Here is a 14,256-nt window from a genome sequence, read left to right on the forward strand (position 1 = left end):
TGTGAAAAGACAGTTATATGCGGCACTCACCCTGACTGCATTGATCATGTGCACTGTTCCAACCGTCAATCTGTACCAGGTGTTTACGACACAGAGCGACGTGAAATGGTGGAAGGCCAAGGTGCTGTACAACATGGACCTGTTTCATGGACTCATCAGCAAGTTGATCTATCCCATGGGGATATCGATTCATCCGGGCAAGGTCATCATCGGAAAGGAAGGCTGGCTGTTTCTCGGCGATGAATATGCCGACAAGATTTCTGTAAAACGCGCAGGTGTTGACCAGAAAGAAACGCAAATCATCGAAAGCGTCGCCCGATCCATGGAGTCCTGGGATCAGTGGCTAAGCAGCAAAGGCGTAACTGCCTTTCGCATTGTCATAGGCCCGGACAAAGACTCCGTATATCCGGAATACCTTCCGGAATGGTCGTCACACACAAGCCCCAGACCAACCGACGTGCTACTGCGCCACGCCCGGGGCAATATTTATGTCGACCCCACAAAGGCGGTGGTACAAGCCAAACTACAGTTCGCTCATCCGCTCTACTACCAGACCGACACGCACTGGAACAACGCCGGAGCCTGGATAGCCTTCGATGAGTTACGCAAGAGCCTGGATAAAACCCAGGCTCGGCTGACCTGGCCACAGGCCCGGGAACCCCTGACCCTGACCACTCACAAGCGCGCTGGCGGCGACCTCGCGCACTTTCTACGGATCCAGGAGTCGCTGAGCGACAATGAAGTCCTACTCAACTTCCCCGACGAGTACTCGCTGCCGGTCGAACACCATGACTTCAACTCCGGTGAAATGACCTTCTCCGGTCAGAACATCGGTATCGCATCCCCGGCGTCGCCCCTTCTGGTCAGTTCCCCGCAAGCCTTGAACTCGAAAAAAGTGCTTTGGCTACGTGATTCGTTTGGCACAGCCATGACTCCCTTGATGACCGCGACCTTCACCGAGACGCTGCATGTGTATTACTTGCTGCTCAAACCCGAAGCACTTGTCGCCCTCGTTGAACGGTTTCAACCGGACTATGTGTTCATCACCAGTGTCGAGCGCGATATTCGCGGTGATTTTTTCCAGTCGGGCCCTCCCGTCACCCACGTCGATGCAGCCGTGATCAACTAGCCCAACAGGCAGATGCGTTTGCCTTGAACTCGGCAACGGCTATGCTCGTCTCTCTCTTTCCAGCATGGATGCTGCGCAATGCTCACGATTCTGCAAAACACCCCGATACGGGTTTACCTGATTTTTCTCCTGCTGGTTTATTTCGGCATCAAGGCGTTCTCTCCCCGCCGAGAGAGCCGTGCCTCGATGCTGATAACACCCCCGGCGTTTCTGGCGTGGTCGCTGTATTCCCTGAACCTGTCGATCAACCCGGTCTTGTTTTTCAGCACCTGGCTCGCCGCGCTGTTGCTGGGCGGTCTCTCGGCATGGCTGGTGTTCTCTCGGCGGGGCGTGGTGCTCGACGACTCTGCGACAGGGCTGATCATGCCGGGCACGGTAAAAATCCTGATCATGTACCTGATGTTCTTTTCCGCGAACTACTACTTCGGTTACCAGCATGACGTGAATCCGGAGCGTTCCGCGTCCCCGGACATGCTGCTGCTCAAGTCCGGCATTGCGGGTTTCATGTGCGGCCTGATCAGCACCCGTTCTCTGAAGCTCTACTGGACGTTGCGTGACCTGACGTCCCGGCGACTACCCGAGAACGCTGTCGCCAATGAATGAGACAAGGCACGCGCGGTGTCTGGTTGCTCATCACAAATCATCCGGATAAATAATCGGCACCACCGGCCCCTTGTTCCGTGACAACGCCGTCGCGCTCCCCTAAATTAGTCGGCCTGAAAAAGCCCCCAGCGCTTTCTCGTCTCATCTCAAGTTAAAAAAGTAGTGAAATTTCAATGTCCGATTTCAACACCGCTGAATCCGTAGTCACTCTGTCGTCCAAAGCGGAATACGAAAACTCCATCAATCTTTCACAACACATCCCACAGGCGAAGATCATCAGCGAGATGGTGCTGGACGCGTTCCAGTCGAGCCGCGAGAGCGATCAGATCCGCGAACTGCGCGCCGCGATCCGTCAGGCCCACGACCGCTTCGATGACGACCAGGCTTACGAGCTGATGGGCGAACTCAAGCGTCTGAAGGACGCCGAGGCTGCCGACATCGCCGCCCTCGAAGACCTCAGCAGCAAGTTCCCGATCAGCCGCATCCTGTCCAGCTTCAAGGACGATCCGGCGTTCCAGGAAATCGTCTATGGCCTGGCACTCAAGGTGCTGAACCAGACCCATCAAGCGATCAGCAACCCGAGCGGCGGCAAGAGCAAGACCGCACGCGCCAAGAAAGACGTCGAAGTGTTCAGCATCAGCAAGGACGGCATCAGCGTGACCCTGCCAATGCGCACACCGCGTTCGCGCCTGAGCGTGGATCGCGAGGCACTGGAATTCCTCGGCTTCACCTTCGTCGGCGAAGGCGACGAGGCGGAAATCGAAGGCGAAACCTTCGTCGACAACGCCGGCACCGAGCACGCAATCAACCGCAAGAACATCATCACCGCGCTGCAACAGCAGACCGCGTTTGATGGCTACAGCATCGCCGCCCAGTAATACCGGCGCTGACGAAAAAGCCCCGCTCTGACATTCAGGCGGGGCTTTTTGTTGTGCGGCTTTCAGCGATTACGCCGAAGGATGCACTGCGGCGATCATATCGACTTCGATGGCTGCGTTTTTCGGCAACTGATAGACGCCGACGGTGGTGCGGGTGTGTCGCCCGACATCGCCCAACACATAACTGAATACATCCGATGCGCCGTTGGCGACTTCGCTGAGGTCAACGAAATCCGGCGTGGACTTCACGTACACCGTGACCCGCAACAACGACCTGACCTTGTCCAGCGAACCGACTGCATCGACGATAAAGGCCAGACAGCGCATCGCGCTGATGCTTGCCGCCGCCTGCGCATCCTTGAGCGTCAACTCCTGCCCCACTCGCCCAGGATACTGAATCTTGCCCTCGGTGCGCGGCACCATGCCGCTGATGTAGATTTCATCGCGATGACGGATCAATGGCGCGTAATTGCCACCCACCGTGTTCTCACCGTTGATGTCGTAATTCAGCTCTTTTGCCAGGGCAATGAAGCGCTCGTCGCAGGTCATCCTCTCAGTCATTTCGCCCAGCCTCTTGATCGATGCATGTAGTTGGATCCGAATCTAGGGCTTTTGCCTATCGACCGCAACCTGTCGATTTCTAGCTAGTCGTTTCGATGGAATGGCTGATTACCCCACCCTTTTGGGAGAGAGTCTGTTAACGACAAAGGACGTCGTTTCTCCATCATCCGAGCAACAAAAAACCCCGCTCATCTCTCGATGAACGGGGTTTCTCGTACAACGTTCGAACCTTACGGCGCGTACGTCAGCAGCAGCTCGGTCGGCACCTTGAAGTCCAGAGACATCATGACGCTCAACGCGGTGATGGTGAAGATCGAGAAGACGAACAGCTTGCGTGCCCAGACCGTGTCATCCACCGCCTTGTAGCCGGTCCAGGCCATGTACAGCCAGTACATGCCCATGGCCGCGGCGACGGCGAGGTAGCTCATGCCGGCGTAACCGCTGAAGGTCAGCATCAAGGTCGCCACGAGGAAGGCCAGGATGTAGATCAGGATGTGCTTCTTGGCCACCTGGATTCCGCGCTTCACTGGCAGCACCGGAATCGATGCGGCCAGGTAATCGTTGAAGCGGAAGATCGCGATGGCGTAGGAATGCGGCATCTGCCACAGACTGAACATCACCAGCAGGGTCAGCGCGGCCATGTCGAAGCTATTGGTCACGGCCACGTAACCGATCACCGGCGGCATGGCGCCCGACAGACTGCCCACCAGCGTGCCGTGAACCGACTTGCGCTTGAGGTACAGGCTGTAGAAGCCGACGTAGATGATGAAGCCGATCACGGCGAACAATGCGGCCAACGGGTTGGCCACCTTGTACAGCAACGCTACGCCGGCGACACCCAGGACGGTTGCATAGACCAGGGCCAGTTTCAGGGAGATCAAGCCCTGGACCAGCACCCGGTTCTTGGTGCGTTCCATCTTCAGGTCGATGTCGCGGTCGATGCAGTTGTTGAACACGCAACCGGAGGCCACAACCAGGGAAGTGCCGATCATGGCTGCCAGAAACACGGCCAGATCGACATGCCCTTTCGAGGCCAGGAAGAACCCGCCTGCCACAGAAAGCACGTTACCGAAAATGATCCCCGGTTTGGTGATTTGGATAAAGTGCTTGAGCGACATCGGGTTTACCTCACTTCGCCATCATGTAGGTGTGGATGCTGAACATGATCCACAGCGACAGACCGACCAGCAGCACGATCACGATGGCCGTAAAGACGAACGCAATCACGTTGTTACGTTGAGCGATGGAACGGTCCAGGTGCAGGAAGTAATACAGGTGAACGATCACCTGGATCACCGCGAACAGCAGGACGATTGCCAGCGTCGTCGACTTCGGCAGGGTCGGGTACATCACCAGGCCGAACGGGATGACGGTCAGGATTACCGACAGGATGAAGCCGATGGCGTACGACTTTACGCTGCCGTGGCCAGCATCATGGCTGTCATGGGAGTGTGCATTAGCCATTACAGGGTCCCCATCAGGTAAACAACGGTGAATACGCAGATCCACACCACGTCCAGGAAGTGCCAGAACAGGCTCAGGCAGCTCAGACGGGTCTTGTTGGTCGCCGTCAGGCCGTGCTTGTTGACCTGGTACATCATGATGCCCATCCAGATCAGACCGGCGGACACGTGCAGACCGTGGGTACCGACCAGCGTGAAGAACGCCGACAGGAAGCCCGAACGGCTAGGACCGAAGCCCTCGGAGATCAGCAGGTGGAACTCGTTGATCTCCATGGCGATGAAGCCTGCGCCGAGCAGGAAGGTCATGAACAACCAGCCCAGAACCTGCTGCTTTTTACCCTTGTACAACGCCAGCATGGCGAAGCCGTAGGTGATCGAACTGAACAACAGCAGAGCGGTTTCGCCCAGCACGTATGGCAGTTCGAAGATGTCGTGGCCCGACGGGCCACCGGCGACGTTGTTTACCAGTACCGCGTACACCGCGAAGATCGACGCAAACAGAATGCAGTCGGTCATCAGGTAGAGCCAGAAACCGTATACGGTCATCTCGCCCGAGTCGTGGTGATGGTCATCGTGCCCATGGTCATGACCATGGGCGTGTCCAGCATTGGTCACTAAGTTCGACATTGTTTAAGCCTGTTCCAACTTGGTTTCAACACGGGTTGCGGAAGCAGGGATCTTCCCGGCCGCTACCAGACGCTTGTGCTGCTCGGCTTCGATGCGCTCGATTGTTTCAACCGGCACCATGTAGCCCTGATCGTCACGTGCTGCGTGGATCACGAAGTAGATGACAGTGCCGGCCAGGCTGGCGATCGCCAACCACCAGATGTGCCAGATCATCGCGAAACCGAACACGGTCAGCAGTGCGCCCATCACCACGCCAGTGGCGGTGTTGTTCGGCATGTGGATCGGTTCGTACTTGGCTGGTGCCTTGTACGCGGTACCGTTTTCCTTGGCCTCGGTGAACGGATCGATGCAGTCTGCTTTTGGCAGTACAGCGAAGTTGTAGAACGGAGGTGGCGACGAGGTCGACCATTCCAGGGTATGGGCATTCCACGGGTCACCGTGTTCGCACATGTTTTCCGGCTTGTTGCGGTCACGCACCGACACGTACAGCTGGATCAGCTGGCAGGCGATACCCACAGCGATCATCACCGCACCGAACATGGCAACGTACAGGTACGGTACCCATTCAGGGTTGGTGGTGGCGTTCAGACGACGGGTCATGCCCATGAAGCCCAGAGCGTAGAGCGGCATGAACGCGACGAAGAAGCCCGAGATCCAGAACCAGAACGCTGCTTTACCCCAGCCTTCGTGCAGCTTGAAGCCGAACGCTTTCGGGAAGTAGAAGCCGAAACCTGCGATGTAGCCGAATACCGCGCCGCCGATGATCACGTTGTGGAAGTGAGCGATCACGAACAGGCTGTTGTGCAGAACGAAGTCAGCACCCGGGATGGCCAGCAGTACGCCGGTCATGCCGCCGATGGCGAAGGTCACCATGAAGCCCAGGGTCCACAGAACCTGGCTGGTGAAGCGCAGACGGCCCTGGTAGATGGTGAACAGCCAGTTGAACAGTTTCACACCCGTCGGGATGGAAATCAGCATCGTCGCCAGACCGAAGAAGGCGTTGACGCTGGCACCCGAACCCATGGTGAAGAAGTGGTGCAGCCAAACCATGAAGCCCAGTACCGAGATCGCGCCCGAGGCGTAGATCATCGAGTGGTGGCCGAACAGTTTCTTGCCGGTGAAGGCCGAGATGACTTCCGAGAAAATGCCGAATGCCGGCAGGATCAGGATGTAAACCTCAGGGTGGCCCCATGCCCAGAACAGGTTGACGTACATCATTGGATTGCCACCAAGTTCATTGGTGAAAATGTGGAAATCCATGTAACGGTCAAGGGTCAGCAGTGCCAGGGTAGCGGTCAGGATCGGGAACGAAGCCACGATCAGAACGTTTGCCCAGGTGCAGGTCCAGGTGAAGATCGGCATGTCCATCAGTTTCATGCCAGGGGTACGCATTTTCAGCACGGTCGCGAGGAAGTTGACCCCGGTTAACGTTGTACCCAGACCCGATAGCTGTAGCGCCCAGATGTAGTAGTCCATCCCCACGCCAGGGCTGTATTGCAGACCCGACAGCGGTGGATAGGCAACCCAGCCGGTCTTGGCGAATTCGCCGACGCCCAGGGACAGGTTGATCAGCACGACGCCGGACACCAGCAGCCAGAAGCTCAGGGAGTTCAGGAACGGGAACGCAACGTCACGTGCGCCGATCTGCAGCGGCACTGCAAGGTTCATCAGGCCGGTGAAGAATGGCATCGCCATGAAGATGATCATGATCACACCGTGAGCGGTGAAGATCTGGTCATAGTGTTCAGGTGGCAGATAGCCAGGCGAACCCTCGGTGGCCATGGCCAGCTGGGTACGCATCATGATGGCGTCGGCAAAACCGCGCAGCAGCATGACCATGGCGACGATGATGTACATCACGCCGATTTTCTTGTGGTCGACCGACGTCAGCCACTCGGTCCACAGGTAAGTCCACTTCTTGAAGTAGGTGATTGCAGCGAACAACGCCAGACCACCGAGCGCGATCATCGAGATGGTGACCATCACGATCGGCTCGTGGAAAGGGATCGCTTCCCAACTTAATTTACCAAACATCGTTTACTCCTCTGCCCCGGCAGCTGAATGCGAATTCGAGTCCATATCCGTTGCCGCCACTTCTTTCTCTTTCTTCTCGTGCTTCAGCGGCTTGCCTGGTTTCATGCCTTCGTACTTGTCGACGATGGTCTGGAACAGGTTCGGCGTGACCGAGGAGTAGAGCTCGACTGGATTGTTCTGGCTTGGCTTGGCAAGGGCTGCGTATTCAGCGGCTTCAAGCTGTTTAGGTGCCTTTTTGACTTCACTTACCCAGGCGTCGAAATCTTCCTGAGAAGTTGCGATCGCTTTGAATTTCATACCGGTGAAACCAGCGCCGCTGTAGTTGGCGGAGATACCGTCCATTTCAGCGTTGCGGTCAGCGATCAGGTGCAGCTTGGTGGTCATGCCCGCCATCGCATAGATCTGGCCGCCCAGGCCCGGGATGAAGAACGAGTTCATCACCGCGTCCGAAGTGATCCGGAAGTTAACTGGCGTGTGCGCCGGGAACACGATCTTGTTGACCGTGGCAATGCCTTGTTCCGGGTAGATGAACAGCCACTTCCAGTCCAGCGCGACCACTTCGATAGTCACTGGCTTGACGTCGGATTCGATCGGACGATACGGATCCAGCGAGTGGGTCGACTTGTAGGTGATGTAACCCAGGGCAATGATGATCAGGATCGGGATGGTCCAGACGGCCACTTCGATCTTGGTCGAGTGCGACCATTTCGGGGTGTAGACGGCGTTCTTGTTCGAGGCGCGGTACTTCCAGGCGAACAGGAAGGTCATGACGATGACCGGCACAACAACCAACAGCATCAGCAGCGTGGCGGTGATGATCAGGTTGCGCTGTTCCAGGCCGACCTGGCCCGTTGGATTGAGCAAGGTCATGTTGCAGCCTCCCAGCAACAACGTGCCGAGCAGCGGCACTAGGCCTAGTAATCTGGGGTACCTGTTTTTACTCATCTCACGACCTCTAAAGCAGCTTGCGCAATGCAGTTGGGTTTTGATCGCCAACACTTCACCCTGCCAAGGGTTGGCATTTTCTTTGGATTGAATAAGGGCTGCCCGTCGCGCGTCAGACGCTCGACAAAACCTGGGACAGCGGTCAGTTCTTATTCGAATTCGTGGTCAAAGGCCTTGTTACAGACCAATTCCATTTGGTGCGGAAAGTTGGAAGGCACCGACACCTGGGTGTCTCGCAAGCCTCTCGGCCGCTCGACACCCGACTTCCTGCTCGCCTCCTTAATAAAGGCTGAACAGTGCCGGGAATTCAGTGCGGGCGATTGTAGATAGGTAGCGCCCTATACACCATGTCTTATCCCGAAATAATTTTTATCGCTCAGAGCAACAATCCATCACTGTTTTTGCAAAAGTGACCCATGTTATCGAAATCGATTCTCAACAAAAACACCAAAAAATGTAAGTCTATCGGCCTCAGTTCAGACAGCTCCGAGAGCTTTTTCCCACGGCGCGATCCGCGCAAAGCCCGATATGCCAAGGCTTTTGGCCATCTACCAGAGTCTGTTAAAACTGCCTGATCCGGCACACCCGTGCAAAAACCAAAAAACGCTGAAACAGACCAATCCTTTTTTGTAACCGCACTCCAATCCGGGCCTGTGAAACGTGCTGCGACAGTGCGTGTGTGACAACATGTCGCACACCTGTCGCACCCTTCCTTGCCGTTCGTCACGGTGTTTTCACACAGACCCTGAAATGCAAAACGCCTCGATTTGCATCACCGCAAATCGAGGCGTTTGTTTTATCGGCGCAGGCGCCGAAAAGTTGATTCAGCGCAACGCTTTTCGGTTACGCGAGGTCAGCAGCGGCACCAGAATCACCACCAGCACGAAGGCCACCAGCGCCCATTGCGCCAGCGACAGGCCGAGGATCGGCGGGTACGGCGTCGAGCAGAAACCATCGACCTGAAAGCCCAGCGGGAAGATCTTCGCCAGCGGCAGGTCATCGACGATCGGCTGCAACACATCGATGCCGCAACTCACCGCCGGATAGAACTGGGTGTACACGTGATGCCCGGCGACACCGGCCCCGGCGATGGCGCAAATCACCACCAGCACCTCGAACACCGTGATGCTGCGCCGGGTGCGCATGGCCGCGCCGATGAACGCGAACAGCGCGATCAGCAGCAACGCATAACGCTGCAGGATGCACAGCGGGCACGGCGCCTCGCCCAGCACGATCTGCATGTACAGCGCGCCGCCGATCAGTGCCAGGCAGATGATGCCCAGCAACACCAGATAGCGCCGCTCACGTCCCAATCGAATCGTTTCCTCGCTCATCGCGTTTCCCTTTCATGTCCATGGTTCAGCTGGCCGGCGGCTGCGCTTGCAGTTGCGCCATCAGGCTGATGTTGTCTTCGATATGCCAATTGGCCGCGATGCGACCGTTGTCGATCTGATAGATATCGGTTGCCCGGAAGTCTACACGCTGGCCCTGCCCTTTGAGAGCCTTGAACGTGCCGGTGAAATGCCCGCGAAAGTGCAGATGCACCACCACGCGATCCCCGGCGACGATCATTTGCTCGATCTCGCAACTCAAGTCCGGCACCGCCGTACGAAAGAACTTGGACGCCAGCAGCGGCCCGGTCGGCCCCTGCACCCGGCCTTCCGGCGGGGTCTTGTCGACGAACTGCGGCGACAGGGCGGCGGTGGCCAGCGCCTCTTCGCCCGTGTTCCAGAAACTGCCGTAACGCCGCGCCGCCAGTTCCATTGCATCTCGCTGCGCCTTGGGCAGGCTCTGATCGACGATCAGGGTCTGGGGTTCGATCAAGGCGGATTCGGCGAACGCGAACGGACTGGACAGCAAGGCAACCGACAGGCCCAAAGTGGCCAGGCTGAAACGACGGGAAGAGGCGAAGTGCGACATGGGGGCGATCCTGATCATGTAAACGAACGAGCGCCTATCATCAGCATCGGGGAATAAACGATAAACCGGTTAAGAAACGATTAACCTTTAAACAGAATTTAAGAATCAAGTTAGCGATGCCCCCATCGCGGGCAAGCCCGCGATGAAGGCAACCCGGTTTCAGATCATTCCAAAGCAGCAGCCGGTCCGAAGAACTCATACCGGCTCTGCTTCTCAGGCACACCCAGCGCCTTCAGATGACGCTTGATCGCCCCCATGAAACCTTTCGGCCCAAGGAAGTAAGCGTCCACATCACGCTCCGCCGGCAGCCACTCGCCCAGTTGCTCCTCGCTCAACAACCCGACCTTGTCCGCCGCCGGGCTCACACCATCATCTTCGGCGTAGCAATAGAAGCGCTTGAGCTGCGGATGACGCGCGGCCAGCCCGTCGATCCAGTCGCGGAACGCATGCACGCTGCCATTGCGCGCACTGTGGATGAAGTACACCGGACGCTCGGTTTCCAGCGCCGCTTCCAGCATCGCCAGTGTCGGAGTGATGCCGACGCCGCCGCTGATCAGCACCAGCGGTTTGTCGCTGGCAGTCAGGGTGAACTCACCCGATGGCGGGAACAGCTGAATACTGGCGCCGACATGCAGTTGATCATGCAGGTAATTGGAGGCACGGCCGCCCGGTTCGCGTTTGACGCTGATGCGGTATTGGCCTTTGTTGGCCAGGGCCGACAGCGAATAGTTGCGGCGGATTTCCTCACCGTCGAGCACCAGCTTCATGCCGATGTACTGGCCAGGTTCGGCTGCGAGGATCGGGCCTTTGTCCGCCGGTTCAAAGTAGAACGAAATGATTTCCGCGCTCTCCTCGACCTTGGCCGCGACGATGAACTCCCGTGCCCCGCGCCAGCCGCCGACGGCTTGCTCTTTCTGGTCATAAATGGCGGTTTCGGCACCGATCAGAATCTCGGCCAACTGACCGTAAGCCGCGCCCCAGGCGCTCATCACCTCCGGCGTGGCGATTTCTTCGCCGAGCACTTCGGAGATGGCGCGCAGCAGGCAGGTGCCGACGATCGGGTAGTGTTCCGGCAGAATCTGCAACGCCACGTGCTTGTTGATGATCTTGGCCACCAGATCGCCCAACTGGTCGAGTTGATCGATGTGACGGGCGTACATCAACACGCCGTTGGCCAGGGCGCGAGGCTGGTCACCGCTGGCCTGGTGGGCCTGGTTGAACAGCGGGCGGACTTCCGGGTACTCGGAGAGCATCATCCGGTAGAAATGGGTGATCAGCGCTTCACCGCCGCTTTCCAGCAGAGGCACAGTGGATTTGACGATGGCACGATCCTGGACGCTAAGCATAAGGGTGACTCCTGAGCCTTCTCTAAAAGTGCCTTATCCATTCCAGTATTCGTGCCAACTATTTTTTCTATATAAATCAATAGCTTGAAAATTATGTAGTCAGATCGACACAAGCACCTCTATAGTCGCTTCGACTACAACATGTCTCTTTGACTACAAGCCTATGTCCGCCAAATCATTGCTCACCGCCCTGCTCCCACTGGTCTCCGACCTGTCCCGCGAATTGCCCGAAGGCGAGCGCTACCGACGCCTGCTCGAAGCCATGCGCGCCCTGCTGCCCTGCGATGCCGCCGCATTGTTGCGCCTCGACGGTGAATGGCTGGTGCCGCTGGCCGTGGACGGCTTGAGTACCGACACCCTCGGCCGCCGTTTCAAGGTCAGCGAACACCCGCGCTTTGAAGTGCTGTTGGCCGGCGAAGGGCCGACCCGTTTCGCCGCCGACAGCGATCTGCCCGATCCGTACGACGGACTGGTCGACGGCCTCGACGATCATCTTGAAGTTCACGATTGCCTCGGCTGTCCGTTGTTCGTCGATGAAAAGCTGTGGGGGCTGATCACCCTCGACGCCCTCGATCCGGAGCGCTTCGAACCGATCGAACTCGACGCCCTGCAAGCCTTCGCCAGCCTCGCTTCGGCCACGGTCAACGCCGCCGAACGCATCGAGCGTCTGGCGACCCGCGCCGAAGACGAACACCAGCGCGCCGAGGTCTATCGCCAGGCCAGCGGTCAGCAGAATCGCGAAATGATCGGCCAGAGCAAAGCGCATAAACGGCTGGTCGAAGAAATCAATCTGGTGGGCGGCAGCGACCTGACCGTGCTGATCACCGGCGAAACCGGGGTCGGCAAGGAACTGGTGGCCCAGGCGATCCACGCCGCCTCCAAGCGCGCCGACAAACCGATCATCAGCCTCAACTGCGCGGCCCTGCCGGACACGCTGGTGGAAAGCGAACTGTTCGGCCACGTGCGCGGCGCCTTCACCGGCGCCACCAGCGACCGGCGCGGCAAGTTCGAACTGGCCAACGGCGGCACGCTTTTTCTCGATGAAGTCGGCGAGTTGTCGCTGACCGTCCAGGCCAAACTGTTGCGGGTTTTGCAGAGCGGCCAGTTGCAGCGTCTGGGTTCGGACAAGGAGCATCAGGTCGACGTGCGCCTGATCGCCGCGACCAACCGCGACCTGGCCGAAGAAGTGCGCAGCGGCCGCTACCGCGCCGACTTCTACCATCGCCTCAGCGTCTACCCATTGCGAGTGCCGGCGCTGCGTGACCGGGGGCGCGATGTGTTGTTGCTCAGCGGCTATTTCCTGGAACAGAACCGCTCGCGCATGGGCCTCAACAGCCTGCGCCTGAACAGCGATGCCCAGGAGGCGCTGCTGACCTACACCTGGCCAGGCAACGTGCGGGAACTGGAGCACTTGATCGGACGCAGCGCGCTGAAGGCGCTGGGCAACTGCAAGGTGCGACCGAAGATTCTCAGCCTGAGCGCGATGGACCTCGATCTGCCGCGCGAGGTTGTGGATAACTCGCCGATGCCGTCCGAAGCGACTGCCGCTCTGCCCTTGATCAGCGGCGATCTGCGCACCGCCACCGAGCAGTATCAGCGGCAGTTGATCAGTGCAGCGCTTGAGCGCAATCAGGACAACTGGGCCAGTGCCGCCCGTGAACTGGGGCTGGACCGGGCGAATCTGGGGCGGATGGCCAAGCGCTTGGGGATGAAATAAAAGTCCCGCCGTCGGATTGGCGCCAGAATCCCTAAAGCCTGCCGGTTACAAGTCGATAACCCGGCATCGATACCTGCTGGCGATCCGTGCGATCGCCGCTCACCTTTTTCCACAGAAGGTTTTTATGTCTTCCAACAAAGCCCGCGCAGATTCACTTTCGCTTCTGCTGTTTACCTTGCGCAGCGGCAAGCTGATGGCGATCAACCTGCTGAAGGTCAGTGAAATCATCCCCTGCCCGCCGCTGACCAAGCTGCCGGAGTCGCACCCGCACGTCAAAGGAATCGCCACCCTGCGCGGCGCTTCGCTGTCGGTGATCGACCTGAGCCGCGCCATCGGCGAGCGGCCGCTGGAAGACCCGAACGGCGGCTGCCTGATCGTCACCGACGTCAGCCGTTCGAAACAGGGCCTGCACGTGCAGGCAGTGAGCAAGATCGTGCATTGCCTGACCACCGACATCAAACCGCCGCCGTTCGGTTCCGGCGGTTCGCGCGCCTACATCACTGGCGTGACCTCGGTGGACGGCACGCTGGTGCAGGTGCTGGACATTGAAAAAGTCATCCACGGCATCGCCCCGGCACAGATCGAAATGGCCCCGACCGAGCTGAGCATGGAAGACGCCGAAGTGCTGGGCAACGCGCGGATCCTGGTGGTCGACGACAGTCAGGTGGCGTTGCAGCAATCGGTGCACACCCTGCGCAACCTCGGCCTGCAATGCCACACTGCGCGCAGCGCCAAGGAAGCCATCGACTGCCTGCTGGACCTGCAAGGCACGGCGCAGCAGATCAACCTGATCGTCTCCGACATTGAAATGTCCGAGATGGACGGTTACGCCTTCACCCGTACCCTGCGCGAAACCCCGGACTTCGCCCACCTCTACGTGCTGCTGCACACCTCGCTGGACAGCGCGATGAACAGCGAAAAGGCCCGCCTCGCCGGAGCCAACGGCGTGCTGACCAAGTTCTCCTCGCCGGAGCTGACCCACTGCCTGATCGAAGCGGCCAAGCATGTCGCTGCTCAGGGTCACTGAGTCTTG

14 protein-coding genes are annotated in these 14,256 nt (G+C 58.4%); 5 read left to right on the forward strand and 9 right to left on the reverse strand.

What is annotated here, in order from left to right; translation table 11 throughout:
• Position 1 precedes the first annotated feature (1 nt).
• The 3 genes from ACODTD_RS10995 (at position 2) to ACODTD_RS11005 (ending at position 2,610) form a co-directional block, all read left to right on the forward strand.
• Positions 2–1,129, forward strand: coding sequence for an alginate O-acetyltransferase AlgX-related protein (locus tag ACODTD_RS10995; protein WP_011335838.1), 1,128 nt, complete (start codon positions 2–4; stop codon positions 1,127–1,129).
• 78 nt (positions 1,130–1,207) lie between these two features.
• On the forward strand, positions 1,208–1,732 hold the full coding sequence (locus ACODTD_RS11000; RefSeq protein WP_011335839.1) for a DUF6622 family protein: 525 nt from the start codon (positions 1,208–1,210) through the stop codon (positions 1,730–1,732).
• A 173-nt stretch (positions 1,733–1,905) separates the two neighbouring features.
• Positions 1,906–2,610 (forward strand): hypothetical protein, encoded by a 705-nt coding sequence (locus tag ACODTD_RS11005; RefSeq protein WP_011335840.1) that lies wholly within the window; start codon positions 1,906–1,908, stop codon positions 2,608–2,610.
• 69 nt (positions 2,611–2,679) lie between these two features.
• Here the strand turns inward: ACODTD_RS11005 and ACODTD_RS11010 are convergent, their stop codons facing one another.
• The 9 genes from ACODTD_RS11010 to hmpA all read right to left on the reverse strand — a co-directional run bounded on the left by ACODTD_RS11010 (position 2,680) and on the right by hmpA (position 11,506).
• Positions 2,680–3,171: a RidA family protein gene (locus ACODTD_RS11010; protein ID WP_011335841.1), complete on the reverse strand. Its 492-nt coding sequence runs from the start codon at positions 3,169–3,171 to the stop codon at positions 2,680–2,682.
• 230 nt (positions 3,172–3,401) lie between these two features.
• Positions 3,402–4,289: a heme o synthase gene (gene cyoE / locus ACODTD_RS11015; RefSeq protein WP_007956716.1), complete on the reverse strand. Its 888-nt coding sequence runs from the start codon at positions 4,287–4,289 to the stop codon at positions 3,402–3,404.
• 10 nt (positions 4,290–4,299) lie between these two features.
• Complete coding sequence (cyoD, locus tag ACODTD_RS11020) at positions 4,300–4,635, reverse strand: cytochrome o ubiquinol oxidase subunit IV (RefSeq protein WP_011335842.1); 336 nt, start codon at positions 4,633–4,635, stop codon at positions 4,300–4,302.
• Positions 4,635–5,261: a cytochrome o ubiquinol oxidase subunit III gene (locus tag ACODTD_RS11025; RefSeq protein WP_007956720.1), complete on the reverse strand. Its 627-nt coding sequence runs from the start codon at positions 5,259–5,261 to the stop codon at positions 4,635–4,637. The genes cyoD and ACODTD_RS11025 overlap by 1 nt, the downstream gene beginning before the upstream one ends.
• Before the next feature lie 3 nt (positions 5,262–5,264).
• Positions 5,265–7,295 (reverse strand): cytochrome o ubiquinol oxidase subunit I, encoded by a 2,031-nt coding sequence (gene cyoB, locus ACODTD_RS11030; RefSeq protein WP_007956721.1) that lies wholly within the window; start codon positions 7,293–7,295, stop codon positions 5,265–5,267.
• A gap of 3 nt (positions 7,296–7,298) precedes the next feature.
• The gene (gene cyoA / locus ACODTD_RS11035) at positions 7,299–8,240 is read right to left on the reverse strand and encodes a ubiquinol oxidase subunit II (protein ID WP_221615265.1); all 942 of its coding nucleotides are present in this window, start codon (positions 8,238–8,240) and stop codon (positions 7,299–7,301) included.
• Positions 8,241–9,064: 824 nt separating this feature from the next.
• Positions 9,065–9,574, reverse strand: coding sequence for a disulfide bond formation protein B (locus ACODTD_RS11040; protein ID WP_007956723.1), 510 nt, complete (start codon positions 9,572–9,574; stop codon positions 9,065–9,067).
• 25 nt (positions 9,575–9,599) lie between these two features.
• Positions 9,600–10,160 (reverse strand): ester cyclase, encoded by a 561-nt coding sequence (locus tag ACODTD_RS11045; RefSeq protein WP_011335845.1) that lies wholly within the window; start codon positions 10,158–10,160, stop codon positions 9,600–9,602.
• Between the two features lie 164 nt (positions 10,161–10,324).
• Complete coding sequence (hmpA, locus tag ACODTD_RS11050) at positions 10,325–11,506, reverse strand: NO-inducible flavohemoprotein (RefSeq protein WP_011335846.1); 1,182 nt, start codon at positions 11,504–11,506, stop codon at positions 10,325–10,327.
• A 163-nt stretch (positions 11,507–11,669) separates the two neighbouring features.
• Between hmpA and norR the strand changes: the two genes are divergently transcribed.
• Positions 11,670–13,223, forward strand: a complete 1,554-nt coding sequence (gene norR / locus ACODTD_RS11055; protein ID WP_011335847.1) for a nitric oxide reductase transcriptional regulator NorR — start codon at positions 11,670–11,672, stop codon at positions 13,221–13,223.
• A gap of 124 nt (positions 13,224–13,347) precedes the next feature.
• A complete protein-coding gene (locus ACODTD_RS11060) occupies positions 13,348–14,250 on the forward strand; it encodes a chemotaxis protein CheV (RefSeq protein WP_011335848.1) in 903 nt (300 codons plus the stop codon).
• Positions 14,251–14,256 lie beyond the last annotated feature (6 nt).

Source organism: Pseudomonas sp. FG35 (assembly GCF_057809295.1).

Excerpts from the sequence above, each read along its gene's own strand:
- cyoA (WP_221615265.1), bottom strand. The coding sequence starts at position 8,240 with ATGAGTAAAAACAGGTACCCCAGATTACTAGGCCTAGTGCCGCTGCTC.
- cyoD (WP_011335842.1), bottom strand. The coding sequence starts at position 4,635 with ATGGCTAATGCACACTCCCATGACAGCCATGATGCTGGCCACGGCAGC.
- ACODTD_RS11000 (WP_011335839.1), top strand. The coding sequence starts at position 1,208 with ATGCTCACGATTCTGCAAAACACCCCGATACGGGTTTACCTGATTTTT.
- cyoB (WP_007956721.1), bottom strand. The coding sequence starts at position 7,295 with ATGTTTGGTAAATTAAGTTGGGAAGCGATCCCTTTCCACGAGCCGATC.
- ACODTD_RS11040 (WP_007956723.1), bottom strand. The coding sequence starts at position 9,574 with ATGAGCGAGGAAACGATTCGATTGGGACGTGAGCGGCGCTATCTGGTG.
- norR (WP_011335847.1), top strand. The coding sequence starts at position 11,670 with ATGTCCGCCAAATCATTGCTCACCGCCCTGCTCCCACTGGTCTCCGAC.
- ACODTD_RS11045 (WP_011335845.1), bottom strand. The coding sequence starts at position 10,160 with ATGTCGCACTTCGCCTCTTCCCGTCGTTTCAGCCTGGCCACTTTGGGC.
- ACODTD_RS11060 (WP_011335848.1), top strand. The coding sequence starts at position 13,348 with ATGTCTTCCAACAAAGCCCGCGCAGATTCACTTTCGCTTCTGCTGTTT.
- cyoE (WP_007956716.1), bottom strand. The coding sequence starts at position 4,289 with ATGTCGCTCAAGCACTTTATCCAAATCACCAAACCGGGGATCATTTTC.
- ACODTD_RS11010 (WP_011335841.1), bottom strand. The coding sequence starts at position 3,171 with ATGACTGAGAGGATGACCTGCGACGAGCGCTTCATTGCCCTGGCAAAA.
- ACODTD_RS11005 (WP_011335840.1), top strand. The coding sequence starts at position 1,906 with ATGTCCGATTTCAACACCGCTGAATCCGTAGTCACTCTGTCGTCCAAA.
- ACODTD_RS11025 (WP_007956720.1), bottom strand. The coding sequence starts at position 5,261 with ATGTCGAACTTAGTGACCAATGCTGGACACGCCCATGGTCATGACCAT.
- hmpA (WP_011335846.1), bottom strand. The coding sequence starts at position 11,506 with ATGCTTAGCGTCCAGGATCGTGCCATCGTCAAATCCACTGTGCCTCTG.